31 protein-coding genes and 1 riboswitch are annotated in these 26,380 nt (G+C 42.4%); of the genes, 7 read left to right on the plus strand and 24 right to left on the minus strand.

Annotation, left to right across the window (positions count from 1 at the left end):
• Window positions 1-283: 283 nt before the first annotated feature.
• The 19 genes from sufB to AWT60_RS06140 form a co-directional block, all read right to left on the minus strand.
• Window positions 284-1,681: a Fe-S cluster assembly protein SufB gene (gene sufB / locus AWT60_RS06055; protein WP_007500362.1), complete on the minus strand. Its 1,398-nt coding sequence runs from the start codon at window positions 1,679-1,681 to the stop codon at window positions 284-286.
• A 17-nt stretch (window positions 1,682-1,698) separates the two neighbouring features.
• Window positions 1,699-2,145 (minus strand): Fe-S cluster assembly sulfur transfer protein SufU, encoded by a 447-nt coding sequence (gene sufU / locus AWT60_RS06060; protein ID WP_163115006.1) that lies wholly within the window; start codon window positions 2,143-2,145, stop codon window positions 1,699-1,701.
• Window positions 2,135-3,355 (minus strand): cysteine desulfurase, encoded by a 1,221-nt coding sequence (locus AWT60_RS06065; RefSeq protein WP_163115007.1) that lies wholly within the window; start codon window positions 3,353-3,355, stop codon window positions 2,135-2,137. The genes sufU and AWT60_RS06065 overlap by 11 nt, the downstream gene beginning before the upstream one ends.
• Window positions 3,355-4,668: a Fe-S cluster assembly protein SufD gene (gene sufD, locus AWT60_RS06070; protein WP_125586120.1), complete on the minus strand. Its 1,314-nt coding sequence runs from the start codon at window positions 4,666-4,668 to the stop codon at window positions 3,355-3,357. Before sufD ends, AWT60_RS06065 begins: the two co-directional genes overlap by 1 nt.
• A gap of 18 nt (window positions 4,669-4,686) precedes the next feature.
• Window positions 4,687-5,472 (minus strand): Fe-S cluster assembly ATPase SufC, encoded by a 786-nt coding sequence (sufC, locus tag AWT60_RS06075; protein WP_007500355.1) that lies wholly within the window; start codon window positions 5,470-5,472, stop codon window positions 4,687-4,689.
• Between the two features lie 213 nt (window positions 5,473-5,685).
• Complete coding sequence (locus tag AWT60_RS18505; protein ID WP_254965641.1) at window positions 5,686-5,820, minus strand: YuzK family famiily protein; 135 nt, start codon at window positions 5,818-5,820, stop codon at window positions 5,686-5,688.
• A 215-nt stretch (window positions 5,821-6,035) separates the two neighbouring features.
• Window positions 6,036-6,404: a carboxymuconolactone decarboxylase family protein gene (locus AWT60_RS06080; protein WP_003212803.1), complete on the minus strand. Its 369-nt coding sequence runs from the start codon at window positions 6,402-6,404 to the stop codon at window positions 6,036-6,038.
• A gap of 308 nt (window positions 6,405-6,712) precedes the next feature.
• On the minus strand, window positions 6,713-7,534 hold the full coding sequence (gene metQ / locus AWT60_RS06085; RefSeq protein WP_024426003.1) for a methionine ABC transporter substrate-binding lipoprotein MetQ: 822 nt from the start codon (window positions 7,532-7,534) through the stop codon (window positions 6,713-6,715).
• A 14-nt stretch (window positions 7,535-7,548) separates the two neighbouring features.
• Window positions 7,549-8,217, minus strand: coding sequence for a methionine ABC transporter permease (locus tag AWT60_RS06090; protein ID WP_024423401.1), 669 nt, complete (start codon window positions 8,215-8,217; stop codon window positions 7,549-7,551).
• Complete coding sequence (locus AWT60_RS06095) at window positions 8,210-9,235, minus strand: methionine ABC transporter ATP-binding protein (protein ID WP_041108481.1); 1,026 nt, start codon at window positions 9,233-9,235, stop codon at window positions 8,210-8,212. The genes AWT60_RS06090 and AWT60_RS06095 overlap by 8 nt, the downstream gene beginning before the upstream one ends.
• A gap of 154 nt (window positions 9,236-9,389) precedes the next feature.
• A riboswitch (SAM riboswitch) is annotated at window positions 9,390-9,498 on the minus strand.
• Between the two features lie 102 nt (window positions 9,499-9,600).
• Window positions 9,601-9,942 (minus strand): SCP2 sterol-binding domain-containing protein, encoded by a 342-nt coding sequence (locus tag AWT60_RS06100; protein WP_024423403.1) that lies wholly within the window; start codon window positions 9,940-9,942, stop codon window positions 9,601-9,603.
• Between the two features lie 120 nt (window positions 9,943-10,062).
• Window positions 10,063-10,365 carry a thioredoxin family protein gene (locus tag AWT60_RS06105; RefSeq protein ID WP_218677032.1) on the minus strand — a complete coding sequence of 101 codons (303 nt, stop codon included), beginning with the start codon at window positions 10,363-10,365 and terminating at the stop codon, window positions 10,063-10,065.
• Between the two features lie 12 nt (window positions 10,366-10,377).
• On the minus strand, window positions 10,378-10,722 hold the full coding sequence (locus AWT60_RS06110; RefSeq protein ID WP_024423404.1) for a toprim domain-containing protein: 345 nt from the start codon (window positions 10,720-10,722) through the stop codon (window positions 10,378-10,380).
• Window positions 10,723-10,853: 131 nt separating this feature from the next.
• On the minus strand, window positions 10,854-11,090 hold the full coding sequence (locus tag AWT60_RS06115; protein ID WP_024423405.1) for a YusG family protein: 237 nt from the start codon (window positions 11,088-11,090) through the stop codon (window positions 10,854-10,856).
• A gap of 44 nt (window positions 11,091-11,134) precedes the next feature.
• A complete protein-coding gene (gene gcvH, locus AWT60_RS06120; protein WP_008347039.1) occupies window positions 11,135-11,518 on the minus strand; it encodes a glycine cleavage system protein GcvH in 384 nt (127 codons plus the stop codon).
• 66 nt (window positions 11,519-11,584) lie between these two features.
• Window positions 11,585-11,941, minus strand: a complete 357-nt coding sequence (locus AWT60_RS06125) for an arsenate reductase family protein (protein ID WP_024423406.1) — start codon at window positions 11,939-11,941, stop codon at window positions 11,585-11,587.
• Between the two features lie 111 nt (window positions 11,942-12,052).
• Window positions 12,053-13,834, minus strand: a complete 1,782-nt coding sequence (locus AWT60_RS06130) for an acyl-CoA dehydrogenase family protein (RefSeq protein ID WP_025094137.1) — start codon at window positions 13,832-13,834, stop codon at window positions 12,053-12,055.
• 14 nt (window positions 13,835-13,848) lie between these two features.
• Window positions 13,849-15,024, minus strand: coding sequence for an acetyl-CoA C-acetyltransferase (locus AWT60_RS06135; RefSeq protein ID WP_024426007.1), 1,176 nt, complete (start codon window positions 15,022-15,024; stop codon window positions 13,849-13,851).
• A 12-nt stretch (window positions 15,025-15,036) separates the two neighbouring features.
• Entirely contained in the window at window positions 15,037-17,424 is a 2,388-nt protein-coding gene (locus AWT60_RS06140) for a 3-hydroxyacyl-CoA dehydrogenase/enoyl-CoA hydratase family protein (RefSeq protein ID WP_218677033.1), read from the minus strand.
• Window positions 17,425-17,623: 199 nt separating this feature from the next.
• Between AWT60_RS06140 and AWT60_RS06145 the strand changes: the two genes are divergently transcribed.
• Genes AWT60_RS06145 through AWT60_RS06155 form a run of 3 tightly spaced genes read left to right on the plus strand, consistent with a single transcriptional unit; the run spans window position 17,624 to window position 18,397 of the window.
• Window positions 17,624-17,761, plus strand: a complete 138-nt coding sequence (locus AWT60_RS06145; RefSeq protein WP_003212904.1) for a YuzL family protein — start codon at window positions 17,624-17,626, stop codon at window positions 17,759-17,761.
• Window positions 17,762-17,804: 43 nt separating this feature from the next.
• Window positions 17,805-18,038: a hypothetical protein gene (locus AWT60_RS06150; protein WP_224426662.1), complete on the plus strand. Its 234-nt coding sequence runs from the start codon at window positions 17,805-17,807 to the stop codon at window positions 18,036-18,038.
• 11 nt (window positions 18,039-18,049) lie between these two features.
• Window positions 18,050-18,397, plus strand: a complete 348-nt coding sequence (locus AWT60_RS06155; RefSeq protein WP_024423410.1) for a spore coat protein — start codon at window positions 18,050-18,052, stop codon at window positions 18,395-18,397.
• A 214-nt stretch (window positions 18,398-18,611) separates the two neighbouring features.
• Here AWT60_RS06155 and AWT60_RS06160 read toward each other — a convergent pair whose 3' ends face one another.
• The 3 genes from AWT60_RS06160 to AWT60_RS06170 form a co-directional block, all read right to left on the minus strand.
• Window positions 18,612-18,863, minus strand: a complete 252-nt coding sequence (locus AWT60_RS06160) for a YusU family protein (protein WP_075621808.1) — start codon at window positions 18,861-18,863, stop codon at window positions 18,612-18,614.
• A gap of 71 nt (window positions 18,864-18,934) precedes the next feature.
• Complete coding sequence (locus AWT60_RS06165) at window positions 18,935-19,765, minus strand: ABC transporter ATP-binding protein (RefSeq protein WP_008347057.1); 831 nt, start codon at window positions 19,763-19,765, stop codon at window positions 18,935-18,937.
• Window positions 19,766-19,911: 146 nt separating this feature from the next.
• Window positions 19,912-20,358, minus strand: coding sequence for a YusW family protein (locus AWT60_RS06170; RefSeq protein WP_025094132.1), 447 nt, complete (start codon window positions 20,356-20,358; stop codon window positions 19,912-19,914).
• Window positions 20,359-20,471: 113 nt separating this feature from the next.
• On the opposite strand from AWT60_RS06170, the gene AWT60_RS06175 reads away from it, so the two are divergent.
• Entirely contained in the window at window positions 20,472-21,311 is an 840-nt protein-coding gene (locus AWT60_RS06175) for an oxidoreductase (RefSeq protein WP_080708090.1), read from the plus strand.
• A 47-nt stretch (window positions 21,312-21,358) separates the two neighbouring features.
• On the opposite strand, the gene AWT60_RS06180 is transcribed toward AWT60_RS06175, so the two are convergent.
• Entirely contained in the window at window positions 21,359-22,759 is a 1,401-nt protein-coding gene (locus AWT60_RS06180; RefSeq protein ID WP_076839979.1) for a S1C family serine protease, read from the minus strand.
• A 327-nt stretch (window positions 22,760-23,086) separates the two neighbouring features.
• Between AWT60_RS06180 and AWT60_RS06185 the strand changes: the two genes are divergently transcribed.
• Both AWT60_RS06185 and AWT60_RS06190 read left to right on the plus strand, forming a co-directional pair.
• Window positions 23,087-23,764, plus strand: coding sequence for a response regulator transcription factor (locus AWT60_RS06185; RefSeq protein ID WP_076839980.1), 678 nt, complete (start codon window positions 23,087-23,089; stop codon window positions 23,762-23,764).
• Complete coding sequence (locus AWT60_RS06190; protein ID WP_073979040.1) at window positions 23,761-25,092, plus strand: HAMP domain-containing sensor histidine kinase; 1,332 nt, start codon at window positions 23,761-23,763, stop codon at window positions 25,090-25,092. The genes AWT60_RS06185 and AWT60_RS06190 overlap by 4 nt, the downstream gene beginning before the upstream one ends.
• 20 nt (window positions 25,093-25,112) lie before the next feature.
• Here AWT60_RS06190 and spxO read toward each other — a convergent pair whose 3' ends face one another.
• Window positions 25,113-25,277, minus strand: a complete 165-nt coding sequence (spxO, locus tag AWT60_RS06195; protein ID WP_003212782.1) for an anti-adapter protein SpxO — start codon at window positions 25,275-25,277, stop codon at window positions 25,113-25,115.
• Between the two features lie 192 nt (window positions 25,278-25,469).
• Between spxO and AWT60_RS06200 the strand changes: the two genes are divergently transcribed.
• Window positions 25,470-26,348 (plus strand): TetR/AcrR family transcriptional regulator, encoded by an 879-nt coding sequence (locus AWT60_RS06200; protein ID WP_075611895.1) that lies wholly within the window; start codon window positions 25,470-25,472, stop codon window positions 26,346-26,348.
• The last annotated feature ends 32 nt before the right edge of the window (window positions 26,349-26,380 follow it).

Consider the following 26,380-nt stretch of genomic DNA (forward strand, 5'->3'; position numbering starts at 1 on the left):
TTCTACTTTGTTGAAAAACAGATTAGATGAGATACCAGCAATAAAGTAATTTTAACAACCTTAAAGAACACATCATCCTCTTATCACATGATTAAATGATGTAGTATTAAAAGAACTTAAAAATTTAAGGTAAAACAGAATGAAATGAAGTACTGAGAAAATAGAAGAAGACGAACTAAAAAGTTCGTCTCCAATCAAAAGATAAAATCTATATCGGCACGGCCGATTTTTATTATTCTTTTAAAACCTCTAAAATCATTTTAAATGAGGCGTTTCAGGTGTATTACCCGATACTGCCTTCCATTTCAAACTTAATCAAACGGTTCATTTCAACGGCGTATTCCATTGGCAGTTCTTTTGTGAATGGCTCGATGAAGCCCATGACGATCATTTCTGTTGCTTCTTCTTCAGAAATTCCGCGGCTCATCAAGTAGAATAGCTGTTCTTCTGATACTTTTGATACTTTTGCTTCGTGCTCTAATGAAATGTTGTCGTTTAAGATTTCATTGTAAGGGATCGTATCAGATGTTGATTTGTTATCCATGATGAGTGTATCACACTCGATGTTTGAGCGTGCACCCTCTGCTTTGCGTCCGAAGTGAACGATTCCGCGGTATGTTACTTTACCGCCTTGTTTCGAAATCGATTTCGATACGATCGTTGAAGATGTGTTTGGTGCAAGGTGAATCATTTTCGCACCTGCATCTTGGTGCTGACCTTTACCTGCTAGGGCAATACTTAATGTCATACCACGAGCGCCTTCACCTTTTAGGATGACCGCTGGGTATTTCATTGTCAGTTTAGAACCGATGTTTCCATCAATCCATTCCATAGTTGCATTCTCTTCACATACTGTACGTTTTGTCACAAGGTTGAAGACGTTGTTTGCCCAGTTTTGAATCGTTGTATAACGGCAGTAGCCGCCTTTTTTGACGATGATTTCAACAACCGCACTGTGCAGTGAGTTTGTTGTGTAAACTGGAGCTGTACAGCCTTCTACGTAATGCACATGTGCGCCTTCGTCAACGATGATCAGTGTACGTTCGAACTGACCCATGTTTTCAGAGTTGATACGGAAGTATGCTTGAAGTGGAGTATCTACTTTTACGCCTTTTGGTACGTAGATAAATGAACCACCAGACCATACAGCCGAGTTAAGCGCAGCAAATTTGTTGTCAGTCGGAGGAATGACTTTTGCCCAGTGCTCACGGAAGATGTCTTCGTTCTCTTTTAATGCGCTGTCTGTATCTTTAAACACAATTCCTAGATCTTCAAGGTCTTGCTTCATGTTGTGATACACAACTTCAGATTCATACTGAGCAGATACACCAGCTAAATATTTTTGCTCTGCTTCTGGGATACCAAGCTTATCAAAGGTTTGTTTGATTTCTTCTGGTACTTCATCCCAAGAACGCTCAGAGCGCTCTGATGGCTTTACGTAGTACGTAATTTCATCAAAGTTTAATGCATTTAAATCTCCGCCCCATTGTGGCATCGGCATGTTGTAAAAGTGCTCAAGAGATTTCAAACGGAAGTCGAGCATCCACTGAGGCTCTTCTTTCATACGAGAAATTTCTTCAACGATCTCTTTTGTCAGTCCGCGCTCTGAACGGAAAATGGAAACGTCTTTATCAGAAAAGCCGTATTTATATTCACCAACATCTGGCATTTTTTTAGCCATCCATTTTCACTCCAATCTTATGATTTGCCGTTATCTTCGGCAGATGCGCCTTTTTCAAGCGCCTTCCAGGATAATGTTGCACATTTGATGCGGGCTGGGAATTTTGCAACTCCCTGCAGCGCTTCAATGTCACCAAGATCAATGGAATCGTCGTATTCTTTTCCTTGCATCATATCGGAGAAAATCCGAGACATTTTCAAAGCTGTTTCAATATCTTTCCCTTTAATTGCCTGCGTCATCATGGAGGCAGATGCCATCGAAATCGAGCATCCTTCTCCTTCAAATTTCGCATCCGTGACTTTTTCGTCTTCGATTTTCATCGTAAGACGAATACGGTCACCACACGTTGGGTTGTTCATATCGACGACAATGCTGTCATTTAGTACACCTTTGTTTCTCGGGTTTTTATAATGATCCATAATCACTTGTCTGTACAGTGTGTCTAAGTTTACATTAAAAGGCATTCGTAAAATACTCCTTTGTCTTACGGAGCGCTGCAATGAGTAGATCAATCTCTTCTTCTGTATTATACAGATAGAAGCTTGCTCTTGCAGTCGCTGATACACCAAGCCATTTCATGAGCGGCTGTGCACAGTGGTGTCCAGCACGAATGGCGACACCTTCCGTATCCAGAACAGTTGACGCATCATGCGGATGGACGTCGTCTAAATTAAACGTCACAAGCCCAGCTCGGTGCTGCGGTCCATAAACAGTCGCACCGTCAAGCTCTTTAAAGCGCTCAAGCGCGTAAGTCGCAAGCTGATGCTCGTAACGGCTGACTTCCTCCATACCAATGTCATTTAAGAAGTCAATTGCTTTTCCTAGTCCAACTGCTCCAGCAATAATCGGTGTTCCCGCTTCAAATTTCCACGGCAGCTCTTTCCATGTGGAATCATACAGATCCACAAAGTCGATCATTTCACCGCCAAACTCAGCAGGCTCCATATTATTCAAAAGGTCCTTCTTCCCGTAAAGCACACCGATGCCAGTCGGTCCACACATTTTATGCCCAGAGAATGCGAAAAAGTCACAATCTAGATCCTGAACATCAATTTGCATGTGCGGGGTGCTTTGCGCACCGTCGACGACAATGATTGCCCCATGATCGTGGGCAATTTTGGCGATTTCTTTAATCGGGTTAATGGTTCCTAATACGTTTGAGACATGTGTGACAGCGACGATTTTCGTTTGATGTGTGATCGTTTGCTTCACATCTTCAAGCGATAGCGTGCCGTCTTCCTGTAACGGAATGTATTTCAATGTGGCGCCAGTTGCTTTTGCTGCTTGCTGCCAAGGGATGATATTCGCATGATGCTCCATATGTGTAATGACAATCTCATCGCCTTCTTTGAGGTTGGCTCTAGCATAGCTGATCGCCACTGTGTTTAGTGCAGTCGTTGTACCTCTAGTAAAAATAATCTCCTGGACAGATAAAGCACGGATGAATGCACGAACTTTCTCTCTCGCACCCTCGTATGCGTCCGTTGCTCTTGTGCCAAGGGTATGAACACCCCTGTGGACGTTCGAGTTGTAAGACCGGTAATACTCATTCATTGCATCAATGACCACTCTTGGTTTTTGAGAAGTCGCTGCACTGTCCAAATACACCAAATCATGTCCGTTCACTTGCTGATGAAGGATTGGAAATTGCTCACGAACGTCTTTGATATTCATTATTTTACTTTCCTTTCAATCACAGAAATCAGCTGCTTTTTAACTCCTTCAATCGGCAGTTCTTTCACAACTGGATTTAAGAAGCCATAAATCACAAGTCTTTCTGCATCTTCTTTGGAAATCCCGCGGCTCATGAGGTAGTACAATTGAATTGGATCGACACGTCCAACAGAAGCGGCGTGCCCTGCTGTCACATCATCTTCATCAATTAAAAGAATTGGGTTTGCGTCACCGCGTGCTTTCTCACTCAGCATGAGGACACGTGATTCCTGCTCTGCATTTGACTTTGTTGCGCCATGCTCGATTTTGCCAATTCCGTTAAAGATAGAGGATGCTTGATCCTTCATCACACCATGCTTCAAGATATACCCTTCAGAGTTTTTACCGAAGTGGATGATGCTTGTTGTGAAGTTTTCTGTTTGGTTTCCTCGGCCGACAACAACTGATTTCGTATCACCGAATGTACCGTCACCCATCAGTTTTGTGATGTTTTCAGATACGACGTCTCCATCATTCATCAGGCCAAGTGCCCATTCGATTTTACTGTCACGGCCATTTGCCATACCGCGTCTGTTTACATATACTGTGACTCCTTCTGCAAGGTTATCTACAGCACCGTATGTGACGCGGGCGTTTGCGCCTGTGAACACTTCAGAAACGATATTGAAGATCGCTTCTTCCGGTTTTGCCGTACTGATGTAGTTTTCTACATAAGTCACAGCACTATGATCGTCTGCTACGACGATGACATGGTTGAACAAAGTCGTTTCATCATTTTCATGAAGATAAACAGCTTGAATTGGTGCTTCAAGCTCAACGTTTTTCGGAACATAGAGGAAAGCTCCTCCATTCACTAAAGCAGCATGTAAAGCTGTTAGTTTATGCTCATCCACTTTCACTGCATCTGTCATGAAGTATTGTTTCACTAAATCTCCATGCTCACGGATCGCTGTATGAAGATCAGTGAAGATCACACCTTTGTCTTTCGCTTCAGCTGAAAGAGACAAATAGGCCGGCGTTTGATCACGCTGAATGTAAACTGTCTTATTTGTGTCCTCTAAATCAATAAGAGATTTCACTTCTTCTGGAAGCTCTTCTAATGACCCAAATGGCGCACTTTCGACTGTATGCTGTTTGAAATTCGTTAAATTCCATTTTGAAATATTCGTTTTGTCAGGCTTTGGCATTGGGAGGTCTTCTGCTTTTTCAAGAGCCTGTAAGCGAAGGGAGCTCATCCATGCCGGTTCCTGATGCTTCTCGGAGAAGCTTTTGACATAATCTTGATCTACTGATAATTTCGTTTCTAATGTCATCAATAATCCTCCTAACGCTTACGCTTCTTGACCAACAGTTTCGTCTTCAATTCCTAACTCTTTTTTAATCCAATCATAGCCTTCTGCTTCTAGACGCTGCGCAAGTTCTGGTCCGCCAGATTTCACGATACGACCTTGCATCATGACATGAACATGATCTGGTGTGATGTAGTTCAGCAGACGCTGATAGTGAGTGATCATTAAGCAGCCGAAGCTTTCGCCGCGCATTTTATTAATTCCTTTAGAAACAACTTTCAGGGCATCGATATCAAGACCAGAATCGATTTCGTCAAGGATGGCGATCTTTGGTTCAATCATCATTAATTGAAGAATTTCGTTGCGTTTTTTCTCCCCGCCTGAGAAACCTTCGTTTAGGTAGCGCTGTGCCATATCTGGGTCCATTTCAAGGAACTCCATGTTTTCGTCCATTTTGCGGATGAATTTCATAAGAGAAATTTCATCGCCTTCTTCTCTGCGTGCGTTAATTGCAGAACGAAGGAAGTCAGCATTTGTAACACCGCTGATTTCAGATGGGTATTGCATCGCAAGGAAAAGTCCAGCTTGAGCGCGCTCATCTACTTCCATTTCAAGGACATCTTCGCCATCAAGCAAGATGCTGCCTTTTGTTACTTCATATTTAGGGTGACCCATAATGGCAGCAGATAAAGTAGATTTACCTGTTCCGTTTGGTCCCATTACTGCGTGGAATTCTCCACCTTTTATCTCGAGGTTTACACCCTTTAAGATTTCTTTCCCTTCAATCTCAACGTGCAAGTCCTTAATTGTTAATGTCGAAGCAGTCATATATCGATACCTCCAAAATAATCATTATTCTCAATTTATTCTCATTCTAATTTTATAACAAATTAAAACTGAATACAACACATTCACGATAAGCGTGAGAGGATGCTCTCAAAATTCTAACAAAAAAAGCAGGTAGATAAAAGGATTTATGTCGAAAAGACTGTTTTCATAAAGAAAGGGCGGGAAACTGTGCTCCCCGCCCCTCAGCTATTATTAGCCTCGTATATTCATTTTTGCGAGCTGTCTTTTCTCATCTCGATAGGACTGCTCTCGTTTATATTCCACTTTCATCCGTAAGTCATGGTCTCTTTCGTACTCTGCATAGCTCATGCCATGAGCTTGATGCATGGCCTTTTCCATCTCGGCGGTATAATCCAATCCTAGTGTACTATGGTCCGAACAAATAATAAACCATTCCCTTCCTTGAGTGTAGCTTTATTGTAGCAAACGTATGAGTCTTCACTCAAAAGGGATATGACACCCTATGCTGGCATATTTTCTCACACAATCGGATGAGAAGCGCTCAACTCCCTGAGATGGAAAAATACCGTGTTTTGCTTCCCTTAATGCGTCTGTCCTCCAAATTCATCAATACATTGCTGAACGACAGTGATTCCTTGGCTTAGTGCTGCTCCTCCACCAAAAGCTGCCGCCACGCTGACAACCTCTAGCAAATTCTCTTCTGTCGCCCCTTGATCGAGCGCTCCTTTTGTATGATAAATCATGCAGTATTCGTCCTGTGCATGAATACTGATGCCAAGGGCAATCATTTGTTTTTCTTTTTGCGTTAATGAATCGCTCTGGAAGCACTGCTCCGTAAATTCATTGAATTTCTTACCAAACACCGGCATTTTCTTCTGGAATTCACCCATTGCGGTTTTATAATCAGTCAGTGATTGCTGCATGGATCCGCTCATATGCTGTTCATTCATCTTGATTCCATCCCTTCAGGTCATTTGTACGTTTTTATTATGAGCGAGATTTGAAAAAATACACAAAAAACCTCGCTTTGATGAAAGCGAGGCTGCAGATTATTGACAAAGGGCTAAAATGATCTTTATTTTAGCCCTTTGTCTTCTTTTTTCAGCGTGATAGAAAACCTTTGCAGTCTAGGAAGGACGAGTACCGGAGCGGAGCGAATTGAACATTCGTGAGCACCGGCACGCAGACCTGACACCGAATGCAAGGGTTTGTCTACACGTTGAAACCTCGCTTTAATAGAAGCGAGGTTAAAATGTTGTTATTCAGATACAGGCAATACTGCACCGTCATATTTTTTGTCGATGAATTCTTTGATTTTATCAGAGTGAAGAACTTCCATTAATGTCTTGATCTTATCTGATTTTTCGTCACCTTTGCGAACCGCAACGATGTTTGCATATGGGTTGTTCTTTGTTTGCTCAAGTTCAATTGAATCTTTTTTCGGATTCAATTTATTTTGGATCGCATAGTTTACGTTGATAAATACAGCATCGCCTTCACTGTTTTCATAAGCTTTCGCCGTTAATTCTGGTGCGATTTTTTTGAATTTTAGGTTCTTTGGGTTTTCTTTAATGTTCTTTACTGTTGCGTTGATTGTATCAACCTTTGGATCAAGCTTGATGACACCAGCATTTTGCAGCAGGGCAAGCATACGGCCTTGTTCAGCTACGTTGTTTGTCATGATGATTGTGCCGCCGTTTGGAATATCTTTTACTGATTTGTATTTCTTAGAGTAGATACCGAAAGGCTCAAGGTGAACCGCACCAGCACTCACTAGGTTATAATCTTTATTTGATTTATTTTCTTCGTTTAAGTAAGGGATATGTTGGAAAAAGTTCGCATCCACTTCTTTTTCAGCTAACGCTTTGTTGTACATTTTATAATCGCTAAGCACTTTCACTTTTAAATCGTAGCCTTTTTCTTTTAGAAGTGGTTTTGCTTCTTCAAGAATTTCGGCATGCGGCGTTTTTGAAGCGGCAACCGTAATGGTTTTGCTTTCACTTGCGTTATTAGATGAACCGCACGCAGCTAGAATACCTGCAAATGCTAGAAATAGTGCACTTAAAATCAATTTCTTCATGAATAAATCCTCCCTTAACGTTTATCAATTTTATTTGTAATCAAATCACCGATTATTTGAATAATAAAGACGATGATGAGAATAAACACAGTAGCTACAAGTGTGACATCTGTATTACCAGATTGGTACCCTTCCACATAGGCGAGGTCACCAAGTCCGCCTGCTCCAATTGCACCTGCAATCGCAGTAGAGCCAATCAGAGCAATTGCTGTTACGGTAATACCTGAAATAAGGGCTGGCAATGATTCTGGCAGCAATACTTTGAAAATGATTGTCGACGTTTTTGCTCCCATTGATCGTGCTGCTTCAATGACTCCTTTGTCTACCTCACGCAGTGCAATTTCGACAAGACGTGCATAGAATGGAGCTGACCCTATGACAAGGGCAGGAAGTGCTGCATTTGGGCCAAGAATCGTATGCATTAAGAATTTCGTAAACCCTAGTAATAAAATAATTAAAATGATAAAAGGAATCGATCTGAAAATATTGACGACAGCGCCGATGACAGCATTTATCGGTTTATTTTCCCAAAGACCGCCTTTTCCTGTAAGGAAGAGCAGGAGCCCTAAGATAATCCCGATTGCAAAGGCAAATGCCAATGAAATCAGCGTCATATACACTGTTTCACCTGTTGCACTCCAGATGACGTCTAAATCAACGTTCGGAAACCATTTCTCAAACATGTGTCATCACCTCGATTTCAACCTGTTTGCTTTGGATATAGGCGATGGCTTTTTCTACCTCGGTCTCTTCTCCATTAATGTGGATAAAGAGTGTTCCAAACGCGCCTTCCTGCGTTTGAGAAATCTTCCCTTGAAGGATGTTCACATCGACATTGAAGGATCGAATGATTTCAGTGATCAGCGGCTGCTCGGCAGAGTCTCCAATAAAGGACAACCGTACGACCTGACCTTCTTTTACTCGTTCTAAGACGTGCTCGATTGTTTCTTTCGCTTCCTCTGGTTCTGCAAGCTGTTTCACAAATCGCTTCGTCATTTCTTCTTTCGGCTGTCTGAAGACGCGTAATACTTCGCCTTCTTCGACAATACGTCCATTTTCCATGACCGCGACGCGATGACAAATTTTGCGAATAACGTGCATTTCATGTGTAATGAGCACAATCGTGAGCCCTAACCGTTTATTGATATCCGCCAAAAGCTCAAGGATCGAATCGGTCGTTTGCGGATCTAGCGCAGATGTCGCTTCGTCACATAGAAGAACCTTTGGATCATTCGCTAATGCTCTCGCAATGCCGACACGCTGTTTTTGCCCGCCGCTCAGCTGAGACGGGTATGCATTTTCTTTTCCTTCTAAACCGACCAATTTAATCAGTTCATTCGCACGTTCTCTCCGTTTCGATGTCGGTACACCTGCGATCTCAAGCGGGAACATAATATTTTGTCTCACCGTTCTTGACCAGAGTAAGTTAAAGTGCTGGAAGATCATGCTGATTTCTTGTCTTGCTTTCCGAAGTTTCGCATTCGATACTTCATTGATCCGGTTGCCTGCCACTTCAACAATTCCTTCTGTTGGCAGCTCCAGACCGTTTAATAGGCGAATAAGCGAGCTTTTCCCTGCACCGCTATACCCGATAATTCCGAATATTTCACCTTTATCAATAGCCAAGTTGACGTCTTTCACGGCATCAACATTTCCGCTTTTTGAATGGTACGTTTTTGATACATTCTGTAAATGGATCACAGTCTGATCACCTGCTTTCTTGCTGAATCTATAGGTTTCCATCACATACGTTATTTATTCTGCTTTCTGTCATGACTCTAGCCTGACGCCAGGTCAGTAAAAAAGACCTAACTGCAACGCAAGCAGAAAGGCCTTTTATGTCAATTACGCCTTTCTCTCATCTTTCAAAGCGCTGCGGCTTTGAGTGAATTGGCACCAATTTCAGCTATGCTGACGGTTGCCGGGTTTCATAGGGCACGTCCCTCCACCTCTCTTAATAAGAGAAAATATGTTGTTTTATGTGATGTTCATGTTTTTACTAACGTAGAATATCATGCTACCCGAGATATGTCAACGCTGTAAATCGCTAATTTCCAAGTAAACAACTACGTTATCATTTTTCGAAAAAAACCGTTCGTCAGCCAAAGCACTGCCTCTAGTCTAAGGAGCGCACGGAATGACCCTTTCACTTTGACTTGTCCTCTGCTGATTAACTGCTGTAAGGACATATCTCCATCTAATAATTGAAGAATTTCTTTCCTCTCACCATAAAAGATGAGATCCGATAACTCAATTGCAGGTAGTTTCTTCACTTCACCACGTTCATCCACAATCAATGTACAAGAGTCAGTTTCCGCCTCAAATGTAATCTTCAAGGATGATGATGAGAGCAGCGGCTTTAATAATAAACGCTGCCCTGTGTTACCATGGGCTTTCACATTTTCCACATGTATAACCTCCCTGTCATTTGGTTATACATAACATTTCTCTACAAACATCGGCTTGTCCTTTATAAATAACTCGACAAATTTTCAAATGAATTTCTTGAAATATGACAAAAAACCGCTTTATTTAGCGGTTTCAATCATTTCATGAAGATATGGAACTGAGTGAAAAGCATAGCCTTTTTGCACCAATTCACCTTTTTTAAACAGGAGAAAGCAAGGAACACTCTCGATTTCAAATGCTTTCGCAAAGCCTGGTGAATAGTTTAAATTGTTTTCGTAAAATGGTACATCCGGCTGCATGGCGTCTACGACTGCCAGCATTTTCTTTGCCAGCTGGCATGTTCCGCAAAACGGTGTATATAAGTATAAAAGAAATAAATCGTCCTCTATATCCTTGAATTCGTGTTCTTCAATCTCTTTCATATACGTCCACCCTCATAAATATTTCGAATGAACATCAATGTTTGCAGCTAATAGGATAGATGCAATGTGGGCTGACGGTGAAGCGGCCACTTCGCGGTACGTTCTGTCGACAAAAAGATGAAGTGCTTCAGGGAATTCTTTTCGAAATTGCTTCCGCAGTTTGTCGCCTGCATCGTCACTGTCAGCTAATATGTAAACGTCTTTCCCCACTAAATCGTCCACAAGCTGATCCAGCTTCGATGTACTGATCGTGCCATTGGTGCAAATGATGGTAACAGGTTCACTTATGACTTCTTTTAGCTTTTGTTTGTCTGTTTTACCTTCTACAATGATGACCTTTTCTATCTCGACATTCATCACGATCACCCGGCCCTTTTGACGTTGATTCACTTCTTCCTTAGATTACAATCTTTCATTCAGGTTGTAAAGATTGAGCGCCTCGTCATCAAAAAGACTGCAGCTTCTGTTCACTGCAGTCTCATCTGTGATTAGCACCAGCCATTTTCATCGTCACAGTCTACATATTTTTCTGTCCCATCGGTCAATGTATCCGTTAAACGATAAAAACGATTTTGATCATAGGAATATCCCGATTTCAGCTCATATTGGTTTTCACTAATCATCGTGCCAATCTCTTCATTTTGATGATAAAGCACCATGCCGCTTTCTTTGAATCGTCCAGTGACATGCTCTGTTATATCCACGTGTTCTTTTTGAAAAGACAAATTGGACACCCCCCATAAAGGTAGAGTGTCCAATTTCTCATGAATTAGTCTTCTTTTGTCATTTCTTCATATTGCTCAGCCGTCATTAAGTTCTCAATTTCAGAAGCATCAGCTGGTTCTACCACGATCATCCATGCTTTTTCATATGGAGAGTCGTTGACGAATTCTGGGCTGTCATCCAGCTCATCGTTCACTTCAACGATTGTGCCATTGATCGGTGCATAAAGTTCAGAAACAGTTTTCACTGATTCTACACTTCCGAAAGGCTCGTCCGCTGTGATTTTGTCTCCTACTTCAGGAAGCTCAACGAACACGATATCGCCCAGCTCAGATTGAGCAAAATGCGTAATACCGATACGCACCTTATCTCCTTCTACTTTGACCCATTCATGTTCTTCTGAATAACGTAAATCTTTTGGTGTGCTCATTCAATACCCCTCCAGTCTTTTCTTACAATCTATATTGAAGATACCACAATCTGAAGGAAAGTTACATCATTTCCAGACGCTTTTAAATGTATCTTCGTTAAATCCAACCGTGACTCGTTTTCCGTCTGTTGTAATCGGGCGCTTGATCAGCATTCCGTTAGACGCGAGTAATTCTAGCTGCTCGTCCTCTGACATTGCAGGAAGTTGATCTTTCAGCTGCAGCTCCCGGTATTTTTGTCCGCTTGTATTAAAGAATTTCTTCAGCTCTAAACCGCTTTTTTCGTAAAGGGCTTTTAATGTTTCTTTATCAGGCGTCTCTTCGACAATATGTATGCTGTTGATGTCTTTATTGTGTGCTTCCAGCCACTTTTTTGCTTTTCGGCATGTACCGCAAGATGGGTATTCGTAAAAATCTAAAGCCACCATTTTCACCTCCTGCAAATTGTGACAACATTTTATCACAAAATATTTTAAAAACCTAAATGTATGCTTACAAAAAGGTGCGGAGTAATATCCGCACCTTTTAAGCCGTCCTTATACGATATATTTCTCTGCTTCAAAGATTCGTTTCGCCACTTCGCGCTTTTTGGCGATGACATTGATCGGCGTAAATCTTGTCAGCTTTCGAAGGGCTGACAGACTCATGCGGAGTGAATCTCCTTCCTCCATCGCAATCAAGGATTCTTTTGCATGGGCTTCAATCTTTAAGAAAGCCTCCTGCGTGAAAATTTGTGTGTAAGCAAGCTTTTGTTCATTCTTTTCTGCCCCTGTTGCAGCGATTGCCTTTTCTGTGCGCAGAATCGCTGATTCAGCAGCAAAAATTTCATTGACGATATCGGCTATGTTCACAAGAATTTCTTGCTCTTTGTCTAAGGCTTTCCCGTATTTCATGGCTGCCATACCAGCCACCATTAAGGCGATCTTTTTCGCATGGGCGAGCAAATATTTTTCTTGATCGAGCGGCTGATCGCCTGGCTCTTCCGGCATCATCATCATCAGCTCTTCCTGTAAGGTTTGCGCTTTTTGAAGCAGCGGAAGCTCTCCTTTCATCGCTTTCTTCAAGAATGTACCTGGTACAAGCAAACGGTTGATTTCGTTTGTCCCTTCAAAAATCCGGTTAATTCGTGAGTCGCGATAGGCTCTTTCGACCTCGTATTCTTGCATGAATCCATAACCGCCGTGAATCTGCACGCCTTCATCCACAATATAATCTAACGTTTCAGAGCCGAGCACTTTACAGAGAGAACATTCAATCGCATATTCCGCAATAGATTGGGCAATTTGTTTGCCGTCTTTTTGCTCTTCATCACTTAAGAGACCCATCCGCTGTTCAAATAATCCAACCGTACGGTAAACAGCACTTTCCATCGCATAGAGCTTTGCTGACATATTGGCTGCTTTTTCACCAATTAAGCTGAATCGAGAAATTGGTGTTTTGAACTGCTTACGCTGGTTCGCATATTCTGCCGACAATTGAATGACGCGTTTTGATGCACCGATTGTGCCGACTGCCAGCTTATAGCGCCCAATATTCAAAATGTTAAACGCAATTACATGACCTCTGCCGGCTTCACCGAGCAAATTCTCCTTCGGTACTTGGGCATCTTCAAGAATCAATGTTCTTGTCGATGATCCTTTAATACCCATCTTTTTCTCTTCAGGCCCCGTTTTGACACCTGGAAAATCCTTTTCGACGATAAAAGCAGAGAAGTGTTCACCATCAATCTTCGCATACACAACAAAGACGTCGGCAAATGCGGAGTTTGTGATCCACTGCTTTTCTCCATTGAGGACATAATGGGTACCTGCTTCATTCAGAACTGCCGTTGTTTTTGCTCCAAGAGCGTCAGAGCCTGATCCTGGCTCAGTGAGTGCGTACGCCGCAATGGTTTCCCCAGAGGCGAGTCCAGGCAGGTACGCTTCCTTTTGCGCTTGATTTCCGAAGAGCACGATCGGCAGAGAACCAATACCGACATGAGCGCCATAGGAAAGTGAGAAGCTTCCTGCTCTAGCGAATTTTTCAGTAATGATCGCTGAACTGATTTTATCTAATCCAAGCCCGCCGAATTCTTCTGGCACATCGGCTCCAAGCAGTCCAAGCTCACCAGCCTTTTTGAGAAGCCTGACTGAATGCTCGAACTCATGGTTTTCAATTTGATCTATATGCGGAACCACATCTTGTAAAATATAATCCTCTGTTGTTTTTCCAATCATTTGATGTTCATCAGAGAAATCCTCCGGTGTAAAAATATGCTCATAATTCGTCTCATCAATTAAAAAGCTTCCACCCTTTTTTACATCTTCCAATGCTTTCATCCTGGTTTCCCCCTTTAGATCAATTCAAAAATTCCTGCTGCTCCCATGCCCCCGCCGATACACATTGTGACAATGCCAAATTGCTCATTTCGCCGTTTCATTTCATGAATCAGTGACAGCGTTAGTTTCGTTCCTGTACAGCCGAGCGGATGTCCGAGCGCAATTGCCCCGCCGTTGACATTCACCTTTTCTTCATCAATCCCTAAATGGCGAATGACTTGAATTGCCTGAGAAGCAAACGCTTCGTTTAATTCAAACAGGCCAATATCCTTCAGCTCAAGTCCAGCGATTTTCAGCGCACGCGGAATGGCTTCAACCGGACCGATCCCCATCACTTCAGGCGGTACACCGCCAACAGCAAATGCTCTGAATTTAGCGAGCGGCTGAAGAGAAAGTGAGGATGCTTTCTCACGGTCCATCATCATCACACACGCAGCCCCGTCACTTGTTTGAGACGAGTTCCCTGCGGTCACCGTGCCTTTTGTTGAGAAGGCTGGACGCAAAGTAGACAGAATCTCCTCCGTTGTGCCTGCTCTCACACCTTCATCCTGTGAGAACGTGAATTGATGCTCTTCTAATTGATACTGCTCTCCTACCCGTCGCTCTGTTACATCAACGGGCACAATTTCATCTGAGAATTTCCCCTCTTGAAGTGCCTTTGCTGCCTTTTGATGACTCCTCACCGCAAAGGCGTCCTGATCTTGACGTGTGACCTGATACTTTTGCGCCACTTGCTCTGCCGTGTGCCCCATGCTCATGTAGTATTCAGGTGCTTGCTCTGCCAAGAGAGCATTTGGACGAATGGAATGACCCATCATCGGCACCTGCGACATCGATTCGACTCCTCCGGCTAAAATCGTGTCTGCCTGCCCGAGCATAATACGTTCACCCGCATAAGCGATAGATTGAAGACCAGACGAGCAGTAACGGTTTATGGTGATAGCAGGTACCGTATAAGGCAGTCCCGCTAATGCCCCAATATTCCGCGCCACATTTAACCCCTGCTCTGCTTCCGGCGTTGCACAGCCAATGATCAAATCATCTATTTGACCGTCGTATTCACCGGCACGCTTTAACGTTTCTTTTACACATAATGCGCCCATATCATCAGGCCGGACATGTTTTAACGATCCTTTTTTCGCCTTCCCTACTGGTGTTCTTGCGCCAGCGACAATGACTGCTTCTCTCATTTTGACTCCCCCTTAGTTACGTAAAGGTTTTCCTTTGACGAGCATGTGCTGCATACGTGCCTGTGATTTCACTTCCCCTACAAGACTTAAAAAGGCTTCTCTTTCAAGCTCTAATAAATATTGCTCCTCTACCTCTGTTCCAAATGGCAGTTTCCCGCCGGAAATGACATGAGCTAATTTCTTTACAATGGTCATGTCATGCTCTGAAATGTATCCTGACAGTCTCATATTTTCAGCAGCCAAAATCATCGCTGCATAGCCTGTTTCTCCCATGATCGGCACCTTTTGCTTGAGCGGCGCACGATAACCGGCTTCATCAAGAGAGAGCACCAGTTGTTTTGCATCATAGATCAGGTGATCGCCGTTCATACTGATCCGGTCGCTCACGCGTAGCATGTTCATATCCCGCGCATCCTCAGCTGAAGTCGATACTTTTGCCATTGCAATTGTTTCAAATGTTTTCAGCGTGGCATCCTGTATAGCCGTCTGCGACGGCTTCGCTGATCCTTGCAGGTGACGAAGATATAACTCTTTGTTTCCGCCGCCTCCTGGAATCAGACCAACTCCCGCTTCCACAAGTCCCATGTAAGTTTCGCTGGACGCCTGAATAGCTGCTGCCGGCAGACAAACTTCTGTTCCGCCTCCTAATGTCATCCCAAACGGTGCGGCTACGACTGGGCGATTGCTATATTTCACCTTCATCATTGCCTGCTGGAAGCGTCTGATCACAAAGTCAATTTCAAAGAAATTGTCGTCCTGTGCCTCCATTAAAATCAGGGCAAGGTTTGCGCCAACACAGAAGTTCTTCCCTTGGTTTCCGATGACAAGCCCTTTATAATTCTTTTCCGTCTCATCAACAGCACGATTAATCATATCAATGACATCTAGTCCAATGGCATTGCTTTTAGAGTGAAATTCGAGCAAGGCGACATCATCACCAATATCGATCAGGCTCGCACCAGAATTTTTGAAGATAACGTCGTGTTTCTTTTTCAATCTAGCTAAAGAAATATGTTTGTCGTTCCCTTTTTCCTGTTCATAAACGCCATTCTGATAAAACGCTCGCTCTCCTTCAGCATTCTCTTGATAGAATGTCTCGTGTCCTTTTGACAGCATGTCTTGCACCCACGCTGGGATGCTGTGACCTTCTGCTTCCATGCGCTCGGCGGCTTTTTTGACACCAATTGCATCCCACAGCTCAAATGGGCCATGCTGCCAGCCAAATCCCCATTTCATTGCGTTATCGATAGACTGAATATCATCCGCAATTTCACCTTTTAGATGAGCTGAATAAAGAAGTACGGGCGCTGTCATATTCCAAAGCAGTTGCCCTGCACGGCCATCCTGATAAATAAGCGCTTTCAACTTTGCTTTTGCACCCTTTTGCTGTTTCGCCATCTCAATGCCTGGATCTTTTAGCTTTGTGCGTTCTCCATATGTGAGCGTCACTGGGTCAAGCTCTAAAATGACCTTCCCATTTTTTTGATAAAAACCTTGGCCTGCCTTGCTGCCAATCCATCCTTTTTCGAGCATTCTTTCAATAAACTCAGGCAGCTGAAAAATCTCTTTTTCCTTTCCTTCTACCTGTTCATATACGTTTCGTGCCACATGAGAAAACGTGTCAAGCCCCACGACATCAAGTGTACGGAAGGTCGCACTTTTCGGTCTTCCAATGAGGGGACCTGTGACAGAATCCACTTCTCCGATTGTGTATTTGTTCTCAAGCATTTCACGCACTGTGACAAGAAGTCCATAAGTGCCAATGCGGTTTGCAATAAAGTTCGGTGTGTCTTTTGCTTCAACCACACCTTTGCCGAGTACATCCTCGCCAAATGTTTTCATAAATGAAAGTACTTCTGGATCTGTTTCTTGAATAGGAATGATTTCTAAGAGCTTTAAATAACGAGCTGGGTTAAAAAAATGTGTGCCTAAAAAGTGGCGTTTAAAATCATCTGATCGGCCTTCTGCCATTTTTTCAACTGAAATACCAGATGTATTGCTTGATACGATACTTCCTTCTTTGCGGTGTTCGTCGATGAGAGAGAATACGTGTTGTTTGATGCTGAGCTTTTCAGTGACGACTTCAATGATCCAGTCAGCATCGTGTAATAAGGAAAGGTGGTCTGTGAGATTTCCCGGTGTGATGTATGATAGGTTTTTTGCTGAAGTAAGAGGTGCTGGCTTTTGCTTTAACAATTTCTTCATCGCTTCTTGACTTAATCGATTCCGAACACTAGGGTGATCAAGCGTCCGCTTTTTCGCCGTTTCTTCCTTTGTCAGTTCATTTGGCACAATATCTAGCAGTGTTACTGGTATCCCGATATTAGCTAGATGCGCAGCAATGCCTGAGCCCATGACACCTGAACCAATGACAGCCGCCTTGCGAATATGTTTGCCCATAAATATCCCCCTAAACATTTTGAATGAACAGTCATTCATTTTTTGTCCAAAAAAAAGCAATGCCTCTTTCTTTATCTTAAAAGATTTTCCGAAACAGTTCAATAGCAGATTTCAAAAATTTACACATTCTCGTGTGCCTTATTTTGCGGCGTATGAATTAAAGATGAGAGGGAATTGTAAGAATGGAGGTGATGTCCACATGTCTCGTTTGAAGAAAAACCCATCGAAAGCAGGCGTTAGTGCTGCAAGTGTAAAAGGAAACGCAGGTCCATCACAGGAAGCAGACCTAGGCGGGAAAAAAACCAGTCAAAATCAGCAATATAAAAAGAATCAGTAAGGAAACAAATTCGTAAGGAGGAACACAAGTGAACAATCAGCAAATGAATATGCCCCCAGAAGTCATTTCAGTGAAGGATTCCTTGTACTTAGAGGATATGCTCAACTGGAACTTGATCGCCATGAAAAAGGCTCATTTTATGGCCGAGCATTGCCAGGACCAAACATTGAAACAAGAATTAAATCAAGTTGGGCAAATGCATCATCAGCATTACACACAAATTCTTCAGCATTTAGGCAGTTCAGGGCAAGGCCAGTCTACTGGCTTTATGCAATAGGAGGAAAAAACATGGAACAGCAAAATCAACAAAAAATCGGGAATCCACAAACTCCGGTTCCCACAACAACCAACATGAACGATCGTGATTTTGTCACAGATCTCTTATCGACTGAAAAATATATGACAAGTGGATACAACACAGCGCTCAATGAATTCAGTCATGAATCTCTTTATCAGGATATTCAGCGAATTGCACTGGAAACACAGAAAACACAAAGACATTTATATGATGTCATGTTCCGATATGGCTGGTATTCTGTTGAAGCCGCTGATCAGCAAAAGCTCCAGCAGGCACATCAGAAATTCCAGCAAACACTGACAGATCAATCCCCGTACGGATCATCACAAATGTCATAAGAAAAAAACTGCCAGTTGGAGCTGGCAGTCAATTGTTGACAAAGGGCTAAAATGATTTTTATTTTAGCCCTTTGTCTTCTTTTCAGCGTGATAGAAAACCTTTGCAGTCTAGGAAGGACGGCTACTTTTGCAGAGCGAATTGAACATTCGTGAGCACCAGCACGCAGGACTGACAAAGAATGCGAGGGTTTGTCTACACGCTACTGGCAGTTTTTTAACGGTCTTTATTGGCGCGGTGAGCTTCGTTCAACTGTTTGATTCGTTGAATCGTGTGTTTGATTTCTTCTTTTGCTTCTGGATACGTTTCATTGAAATGCTTTGCTAGCGGTGGCATGCTTTTTGCGATATGGGAGTAGATCACCCATTGTTTCACATCTTCTTTCAGCTCGTCTGTTGATTCACCGAGCAGCAGCTCTGTATATTTATCAAGCAAGCCTTCCAGCTTTTCATCTAATTCATTTCCCATTGATATTCCGCTCCTTTTTCAGAAAAAAGCCTGACTCTGTGAGATACAGATGTCAGGCTTTTGACATACGATTATCTTGCAGCAAGAAACGTTTCAGCTTGCGCTTGCTGCACAATACAGCGTCCTCTACCGTGCGGAATACATAATGGTGTTCCAAATAAAGGATCTGTTGTCACTTGGCAATTCATATCAAAGACATTTTTCACGAGATCACAATTAATCACTGTTTCTGGTCTGCCTTCTGCATAGATTGACTTGTCTTTAATAGCCACAAGATGATGAGCATATCTGCATGCAAGATTGAGATCATGAAGAACCATCACAATCGTGCGCTGCTCTTTCTCATTTAAATCAAACAGAAGGTCCAAAATTTCGATTTGATGTGTCATGTCTAAATATGTCGTCGGCTCATCTAACAAAATAATATCGGTCTCTTGAGCCAGCGTCATCGCAATCCATGCACGCTGCCTTTGTCCACCTGATAATGAATCAACGGTCCGATCAGCAAGATCTTCCATCTTTGTTGACTTTAATGCGCGGTTCACAGCTTCTTCATCTTGCTTCGACCACTGCTTCAGCCAATTTTGATAAGGATATCTGCCTTGCTTCACTAACTGATGCACGGTTAATCCTTCTGGCGCTTCTGGTCCTTGTGGAAGAATGGCGAGCTGTTTCGCTACTTCTTTTGTTGGTAATTTTGCAATGGAATGACCTTCAAGCAGGACAGAACCACCCATTGGCTTCATGAGACGGGCCAAAGAGCGAAGTAGTGTGGATTTACCGCATCCATTACTGCCAATAAATACTGTGATTTCACCCTTAGGGATTGATACATTTAGTTCATCGATGATCATTGTTTCTCCGTAGCCTAAGCTTAAACCTTCAGTAGAAATGGCACTCATTCCGCTCAAACGCTCCTTTTCTCATCCAAATTTTTATATGAAATATCGTCTATGTACAGACGTAAAAGATCACTTATCTCAATTTAGTGTATCAGATTTAAGTGATCTTGAAAATCATTTTCAATTAAAAAGTGAGAAAGTCTCGTTTATTTCTTCCTTTGGAATGTACGTTTGGTCCCATCCTCGAGCTTTAAATCGATCTGAATCCGCTGATAATCATCATCTAAATTAAAAGCAGTTAATAGTTCATTTACATACGCTTCATTGATCTTTGCACTAGGAATCGACATATCATTCAGCTTCATCTTCATCTCGCGCAAGGCTTCTTCTCCTTCATAACGGGCTCCATTCATATGATCACGAATGATTGCTTCCTCTTTGCCTCTTGCCTGACGGTAGGTCGCTTCGTATAATTCGTTTTTCTGTCCATATTGGACAAGCAGATGCACATGCTGAAATGGCAGTTCCTTCATTTGAACAGCTGACAGACTTTCTGCTTCTGCTTCATGTGTTTGTTGTAACGGTTCAACTGATTGACAGCCGGACAGCATAAAGAGCAGCACTCCTATTCGTCCCGCCTTCTTCCAACACATCATGCGTTACCTCCTATTTCACAGCATCGCTTTTTATTCTTCTCCAGGCTCCTTTTTGTTATTCAATAAAACAGCCCACTATGATAAATTGAAACAAAAAGGAGGACCGGATGATGAAAAGAACAGCCATTGTAACTGGTGCCAATAGCGGCTTTGGCAAGCTCATCACGATGTGTCTCGCAAAGCGGGGCTATACAGTGATTGCCGGCGTCAGACAAGAAACCAATGCCAAAAAGCTCGCTGAAGAAATCGAGGAAGCCTCTTTATCTGGCATGATACATATTGAAGCGTTAGATGTGACCGATACGCAGTCGATTCAAGCATTTCAGAAGAAGCTTCATGCTTATGCCCCCATTACACTGCTTGTGAACAATGCGGGAACAGCCTTTGCTGGTTTTGCGGAGGAGGTTCCTGTCGATACATACCGCCAGCAATTTGAAGTAAATGTCTTCGGTGTGATGGAAATGACCCAAGCCGTGCTGCCGTTTATGACGAGTGGTGCAAAGATTTTCAATATGAGCAGTATCAGCGGATTAATGGGAATGCCTGCACTTTCTCCATATGTATCATCTAAGTTTGCGTTGGAAGGCTATACAGAAAGCTTGCGGATTGAACTGGCTTCGTTCGGTATACAGGCGGCCTTGATCGAGCCGGGCTCTTTCCAGACGAATATTTGGAACACTTCCATGAACGAACAAATGATTCAGCCAGCAGAAGGATCGAAATACACAAAACTCTATCAAAAGATGATGGCCCATATTGATGCCCAGAAATCCAACTATGGAGATCCTGGTGAAGTGGCAGAGCTTGTTGTACGATTAGCAGAAAAGAAGCGACTGAAACGGCTGAGATATCTTGTTGGAAAAGGTGTACGACTTTCATTCACAGCAAAGCAGCTTCTGCCGTGGAACATGTGGGAACAGATCATACTACGTACACTTTCAAAAAAATAAGCACAAAAAAACAGGCGGACATGTTGACATCCACCTGTTTTTTTCATTTATTCGCTATCTGACTGTCCAAGGGTAATATCTAGATTTTTATTCTTTCCTTCACGGATGACAGTCATTGTGGTTTTATCGCCGACTTTTGTTTCTTTGTAAAGAATTTCTTTCAGCTGAGAGCTGTTCACTACGTCTTTTCCTTTGAACTTAATGATGACATCTCCAGATTTCAAGCCTGCTTTTTGAGCAGGTGAACCTTTTGAAACATCCTTTACGTAAATGCCTTTGCCGATTTGTTTATCAAATAAGCCGAGCGTATTTTCCTGATACGTCTCAGGCACTTGCTCAAGGTCAATCATTTGTACGCCAAGGTATGGACGTTCGACTTTTCCATTTTTCAACAGCTCATCTACAATCGGTTTAACATCGTTACTTGGGATTGCAAATCCGAGTGATTCCACACCGCTTTCGCTGATTTTCAAGCTGTTAATGCCAATGACTTGACCATCTGTATTGATCAGTGGCCCCCCGCTGTTACCTGGGTTAATCGCTGCATCTGTTTGCAGTACATTCATCTCCACCGTACCAGATGACGTATTTGCTTCTACAGTGCGATCAAGACCACTAATGATTCCTTCTGTCACAGTACCTGAGAACTGTGCACCGAGCGGATTCCCAATGGCAATGACTTTATCTCCAGCACGAAGCTTAGAAGAATCACCAAAGCTCGCCACTTTATCAATGCCGTCTGCGTTCATTTCAACAACGGCTAAGTCGGTCATGACATCACTGCCGACAAGCTTTGCGTCTTTTGTTTTTCCATCATAAAGGGTGACCTTGATTTTATTGGCCCCTTCGACAACGTGGTTATTTGTAATAATGTACGCTTTTTTGCCATCTTTTTTGAAAATGACACCAGAGCCTGTTCCAGCTTCAGCTTCTGTTTGATCACCGCTCAAGCCAAACGAATTTTGTGTAGATTGATAGTTTGAGACCCCAACAATAGTGGGCTCTAAATCTTCTACCATATCAGCCACATTTGTGGCATTGGTGATTTGTTTTGTCGAGAAATTATCTGAGACTGCCGGCTCGGTTGATGCGGTCTGCGTTTGCGTGTTGGCAGCTGTATCCTGTGACTGCGGCAAAAGCGGTGTAATGCCAAGTACAAGACCCCCGCCAATAATTCCTCCAAGAATCGGGCTCAGCCATGCCGCCTTCCGCTTTTTCTCTTTTTTCGACGCACGGTCATCCACCATTTGAGGAGAATGATTTGTCACACTCTCCTGAGTGGCAGATGCTTCGTTTTCATGCTGGTGGAAAACAAGTTCCTTCTCTTTTTTTGGTGCGTCTATTTGATTCTCATTCTCTGGATAGGTATCTTTTTGCTGATTCATTTCATTGTCTTGATTTTCTGGATGATTCATCTTATTCTCTTCATCTTCTCTTCGGAAATCCATCGCTTGCACTCCTTTACATCATGTTTCATTCATATGTCTAGATAGGACTTCAGGTCCTCTTAATGGAAAGATCATTGAAAAATACTTTATGGCAATATGTCAAATTATATAATACTTATTCATAGAAAAAAAGCAAGGTGCGCACATTGATGAAAAGCACCTATTCATCCGCCTTTTGTCTATGCCCTTTTTTCCCTTGACCTTATCATAATCAAACATTATGGGATAATGATGAGAAGAATATGTGAAATTGTGAAAAAAGCGTGTGATTGTTGACATGCCGCCTTCGTATCCCGTTATAATGACGTTGAGAGGATGTGGAAGACTTTGTCGTACACCATTTATTTAGTTGAAGATGAACAAAACTTAAATGAACTGTTAACCAAATATTTAGAGAGTGAAGATTGGAATGTCTCCTCTTTTTTAACTGGAGAAGCGGCACGCGAGGCCATGAACAAGCCGCCGCATCTATGGATTTTAGATATCATGCTGCCTGATACAGACGGCTATACCCTCATTAAAGAAATTAAAGCCGCATCACCTGACGTACCGGTCATTTTCATTTCAGCCCGTGATGCAGATATCGACCGTGTCCTCGGTTTAGAGCTGGGTAGCAGTGATTATATCGCAAAGCCGTTTCTTCCGCGTGAGCTGATCATTCGGGTTCAAAAGCTGCTGGAGCTTGTGTATAAAAACAGCGATACCCCGCAGCAGCAAAGCGTCACTTCAGTTTCTTCTTATATCATTCATGAGGATGTAAGAGAGGTCTATGAAGAAGGGCAGCTCATTAACTTAACTTCTAAGGAATTTGACTTGCTGCTTTTATTTACACATCACCAGGGACATGCTTTTTCGCGTGAAGATATCCTCGTCAAGATTTGGGGACACGATTACTTCGGGACAGATCGTGTGGTGGATGACCTTGTCAGACGGTTGCGCAAAAAAATGCCCGACTTAAAGGTCGAGACCATCTATGGATTTGGCTATAGGATGCTTAAAGGATGAAGAACAAACCGCTCGCTTTTCAAATTTGGGTTGTGATCTCTGGCATTTTGCTCACCATTTCCATTGTCCTGATTATTCTATTTTCCAATACATTACGTGACTTCTTCACAAATGAAATTTATAAAAATATCGAAAATGAACAGCAAGTGCTGACAGAATATCCATTAAACCGAGACGGCTCGCCAAAGTCGACACCGGAAAACCGCTCCGTGCAGCACATTTTGATTCCGTCAGATGAATTAGAACAAATGGCGCAGTTTTTTCCACATGCCTTTATTGAGAAAATCCAATCGTTTGTGAAAAAACAAAAAAGCGCAACGAAACGGTATTCTGAAGAGGTGAACGGTCAGCATATCTTTTTTGTCATCAAAAAGGTATCATCAGGCAATACACCATATATTCTTCTGTCCTATGCACCAGATTCTTATCGAGACGACCTGTCCTTTACGCTGTTTAAACAGCTGATCTTTATCTTAGGCACCGTTATTTTATTAAGCTGGATTCCATCGATTTGGCTTGCCCGCTATTTATCCCGACCAATCGTTGCGTTTGAAAAGCACGTCAAACGGATTGCACAAGAAGACTGGGACGATCCTGTTATCGTTGACCGGCAAGATGAAATTGGCAAGCTTGGTCATACCATTGAAGAAATGAGACAAAAACTCATTCAAAAGGATGAAACAGAACGGACACTTTTGCAGAATATTTCACATGACTTAAAAACACCTGTCATGGTCATCCGCGGCTACACGCAGTCCATTAAAGATGGTATATTTCCTAAGGGAGATCTTGAACAAACGGTGGAAGTCATTGAAGGTGAAGCGGAAAAGCTTGAGAAGAAAATAAAGGATCTGCTGTACTTAACTAAGCTTGATTATTTATCAAAACAACATCCCGCACATTCTTCCTTCCTACTCAGTAATACGATGCTGGAAGTGGTCGACCGAATACGCTGGTCGAAAAATGAATTGCAGTGGAACGTGGACTTAGATGATGAGGCTGCTCTTGAAGGCGATCCAGAACAATGGAGCAAATTATTTGAGAATGTACTAGAAAATCAACTTCGCTACGCAAAAAGTAAGATTGATATTCAGATGAAACAGGAAGAGGATCAAATCCGCATTGTCATTCGTAATGACGGTCCTCCAATTGAAGAACATATGCTGTCCAACCTATACGAACCTTTTAGTAAGGGAAAAAAGGGCGAATTCGGTATTGGATTAAGCATTGTCAAAAGAATCCTTTCAATGCATCAAGCGTCCATATCTATTGAAAATGATGATCTAGGTGTACGTTATACAATCATAGTTCCAAAGAAGAGACTGTAGGTTTTTGACCGCAGTCTTTTTTAGATGAATGAATACCCATTGAAATCACGGTATGTGGCTTTGATCTTTTTACCGGCTTGATACATCCATTTCTTTTCAATGGTTGTCTCTTTCGGCATTTTGACTTTTTCTACTTGAATCCCTTTTGTTCGCAAGCGTCTAATCATATCATCGATTTCTCTCATGGAACATCATCCTTTCACATATTTTGACCAGTTGGTCACCTTACTTTATAATATAAAGAATTACACTGTAAAAAACAAGTTACAATCTGATTAATTTTTGAAAACTTTCGTCGTTTATGACCGATAAGTCACATCTCTTTACGCACGTTTTCTAAGACATTTGTCTTTCGGTAAGAAAGGGTGACACTCATATTGAAAAAGAAAGAAAAAATGATCATTGAGGCTGGCATGAAATTATTTGCCAGCAAAGGCTACAACACAACGTCTGTTCAAGAAATTGCGGATGAATGCCACATGTCAAAGGGAGCTTTTTACCTTTATTTTAAATCAAAGGAAGCATTGCTCATTTCGATCCTTCATTACTATTACGATAAGGTATTTACCCGGATTCATGAGGTTCAAACAGAGGGCGGCACACCAAAAGAAGCCTACCGCAAACAGCTCACTGTCTATTATGATAATATTTTGCAGCAAAAGGATTTTATTAAAATGCAGCTGAGCGACAGGGCGCTTCCACTGAATGAAGAAACGCAGCAACTCGCAAAACAAATTAGGCTTGCGACCATCCAGCTTCACATTGATAACATTAAACAAGTATATGGAGATGCTGCTATTCCTTATATGGCCGATTTATGTTTGACGATTGAGGGCATGAGCCACGTTTATTTCGAGCTGGCGATTTTATATGATTTTCAGCTGGAAGCAGAAGAACTTGCCACAACCATGATTCATCGTATCGATGATTTGATGGGCGGTATGATGAACAGAAATGACCTTCCTCTCATTTCTGTAGATCAAGCGAGCGATTGGTTTGGTCCGATTTATGAACGGTCATTCGATCCGCTCACAGAATCTCTTTTAAAAGAGTTAAGAGAGATTGCTGAATCACACTATGAAGTGATGAACGAACCTGAATTATTTGAAGCGCTTGGCATTCTAGAAAATGAATTAAACAAACAAAAACCAAGACAAGTCATCGTGAAAGGCATGCTGTACCAATTAAAATTATACGCACCGCTTCAAACCAACTCTGAGTCACTTTTGCGTATTTTGAAAGAGGATCATTTGTAAACACATCACTTTTAATGAAAAAAACCAGGGGC

It is taken from the genome of Bacillus sp. F2HM (assembly GCF_019266135.1).
Classification (GTDB): Bacteria; Bacillota; Bacilli; order Bacillales; family Bacillaceae; genus Bacillus; species Bacillus safensis.

Coding starts and splice junctions, on each gene's coding strand:
- AWT60_RS06170 (WP_025094132.1), bottom strand. CDS start 20,358: ATGTGTTGGAAGAAGGCGGGACGAATAGGAGTGCTGCTCTTTATGCTG.
- sufD (WP_125586120.1), bottom strand. CDS start 4,668: ATGACATTAGAAACGAAATTATCAGTAGATCAAGATTATGTCAAAAGC.
- sufB (WP_007500362.1), bottom strand. CDS start 1,681: ATGGCTAAAAAAATGCCAGATGTTGGTGAATATAAATACGGCTTTTCT.
- AWT60_RS06090 (WP_024423401.1), bottom strand. CDS start 8,217: ATGTTTGAGAAATGGTTTCCGAACGTTGATTTAGACGTCATCTGGAGT.
- AWT60_RS06135 (WP_024426007.1), bottom strand. CDS start 15,024: ATGAGAGAAGCAGTCATTGTCGCTGGCGCAAGAACACCAGTAGGGAAG.
- AWT60_RS06150 (WP_224426662.1), top strand. CDS start 17,805: ATGAATATGCCCCCAGAAGTCATTTCAGTGAAGGATTCCTTGTACTTA.
- AWT60_RS06080 (WP_003212803.1), bottom strand. CDS start 6,404: ATGAATGAACAGCATATGAGCGGATCCATGCAGCAATCACTGACTGAT.
- metQ (WP_024426003.1), bottom strand. CDS start 7,534: ATGAAGAAATTGATTTTAAGTGCACTATTTCTAGCATTTGCAGGTATT.
- spxO (WP_003212782.1), bottom strand. CDS start 25,277: ATGAGAGAAATCGATGATATGATTAGACGCTTGCGAACAAAAGGGATT.
- AWT60_RS06175 (WP_080708090.1), top strand. CDS start 20,472: ATGAAAAGAACAGCCATTGTAACTGGTGCCAATAGCGGCTTTGGCAAG.
- AWT60_RS06190 (WP_073979040.1), top strand. CDS start 23,761: ATGAAGAACAAACCGCTCGCTTTTCAAATTTGGGTTGTGATCTCTGGC.
- AWT60_RS06145 (WP_003212904.1), top strand. CDS start 17,624: ATGTCTCGTTTGAAGAAAAACCCATCGAAAGCAGGCGTTAGTGCTGCA.
- gcvH (WP_008347039.1), bottom strand. CDS start 11,518: ATGAGCACACCAAAAGATTTACGTTATTCAGAAGAACATGAATGGGTC.
- sufC (WP_007500355.1), bottom strand. CDS start 5,472: ATGACTGCTTCGACATTAACAATTAAGGACTTGCACGTTGAGATTGAA.
- AWT60_RS06180 (WP_076839979.1), bottom strand. CDS start 22,759: ATGGATTTCCGAAGAGAAGATGAAGAGAATAAGATGAATCATCCAGAA.
- AWT60_RS06130 (WP_025094137.1), bottom strand. CDS start 13,834: ATGAAAGCATTGGAAGATGTAAAAAAGGGTGGAAGCTTTTTAATTGAT.
- AWT60_RS06140 (WP_218677033.1), bottom strand. CDS start 17,424: ATGGGCAAACATATTCGCAAGGCGGCTGTCATTGGTTCAGGTGTCATG.
- AWT60_RS06155 (WP_024423410.1), top strand. CDS start 18,050: ATGGAACAGCAAAATCAACAAAAAATCGGGAATCCACAAACTCCGGTT.
- AWT60_RS06105 (WP_218677032.1), bottom strand. CDS start 10,365: ATGAAAGAGATTGAAGAACACGAATTCAAGGATATAGAGGACGATTTA.
- AWT60_RS06165 (WP_008347057.1), bottom strand. CDS start 19,765: ATGAGTGCCATTTCTACTGAAGGTTTAAGCTTAGGCTACGGAGAAACA.
- AWT60_RS06065 (WP_163115007.1), bottom strand. CDS start 3,355: ATGAATATCAAAGACGTTCGTGAGCAATTTCCAATCCTTCATCAGCAA.
- sufU (WP_163115006.1), bottom strand. CDS start 2,145: ATGCCTTTTAATGTAAACTTAGACACACTGTACAGACAAGTGATTATG.
- AWT60_RS18505 (WP_254965641.1), bottom strand. CDS start 5,820: ATGCATCAAGCTCATGGCATGAGCTATGCAGAGTACGAAAGAGACCAT.
- AWT60_RS06160 (WP_075621808.1), bottom strand. CDS start 18,863: ATGGGAAATGAATTAGATGAAAAGCTGGAAGGCTTGCTTGATAAATAT.
- AWT60_RS06110 (WP_024423404.1), bottom strand. CDS start 10,722: ATGAATGTCGAGATAGAAAAGGTCATCATTGTAGAAGGTAAAACAGAC.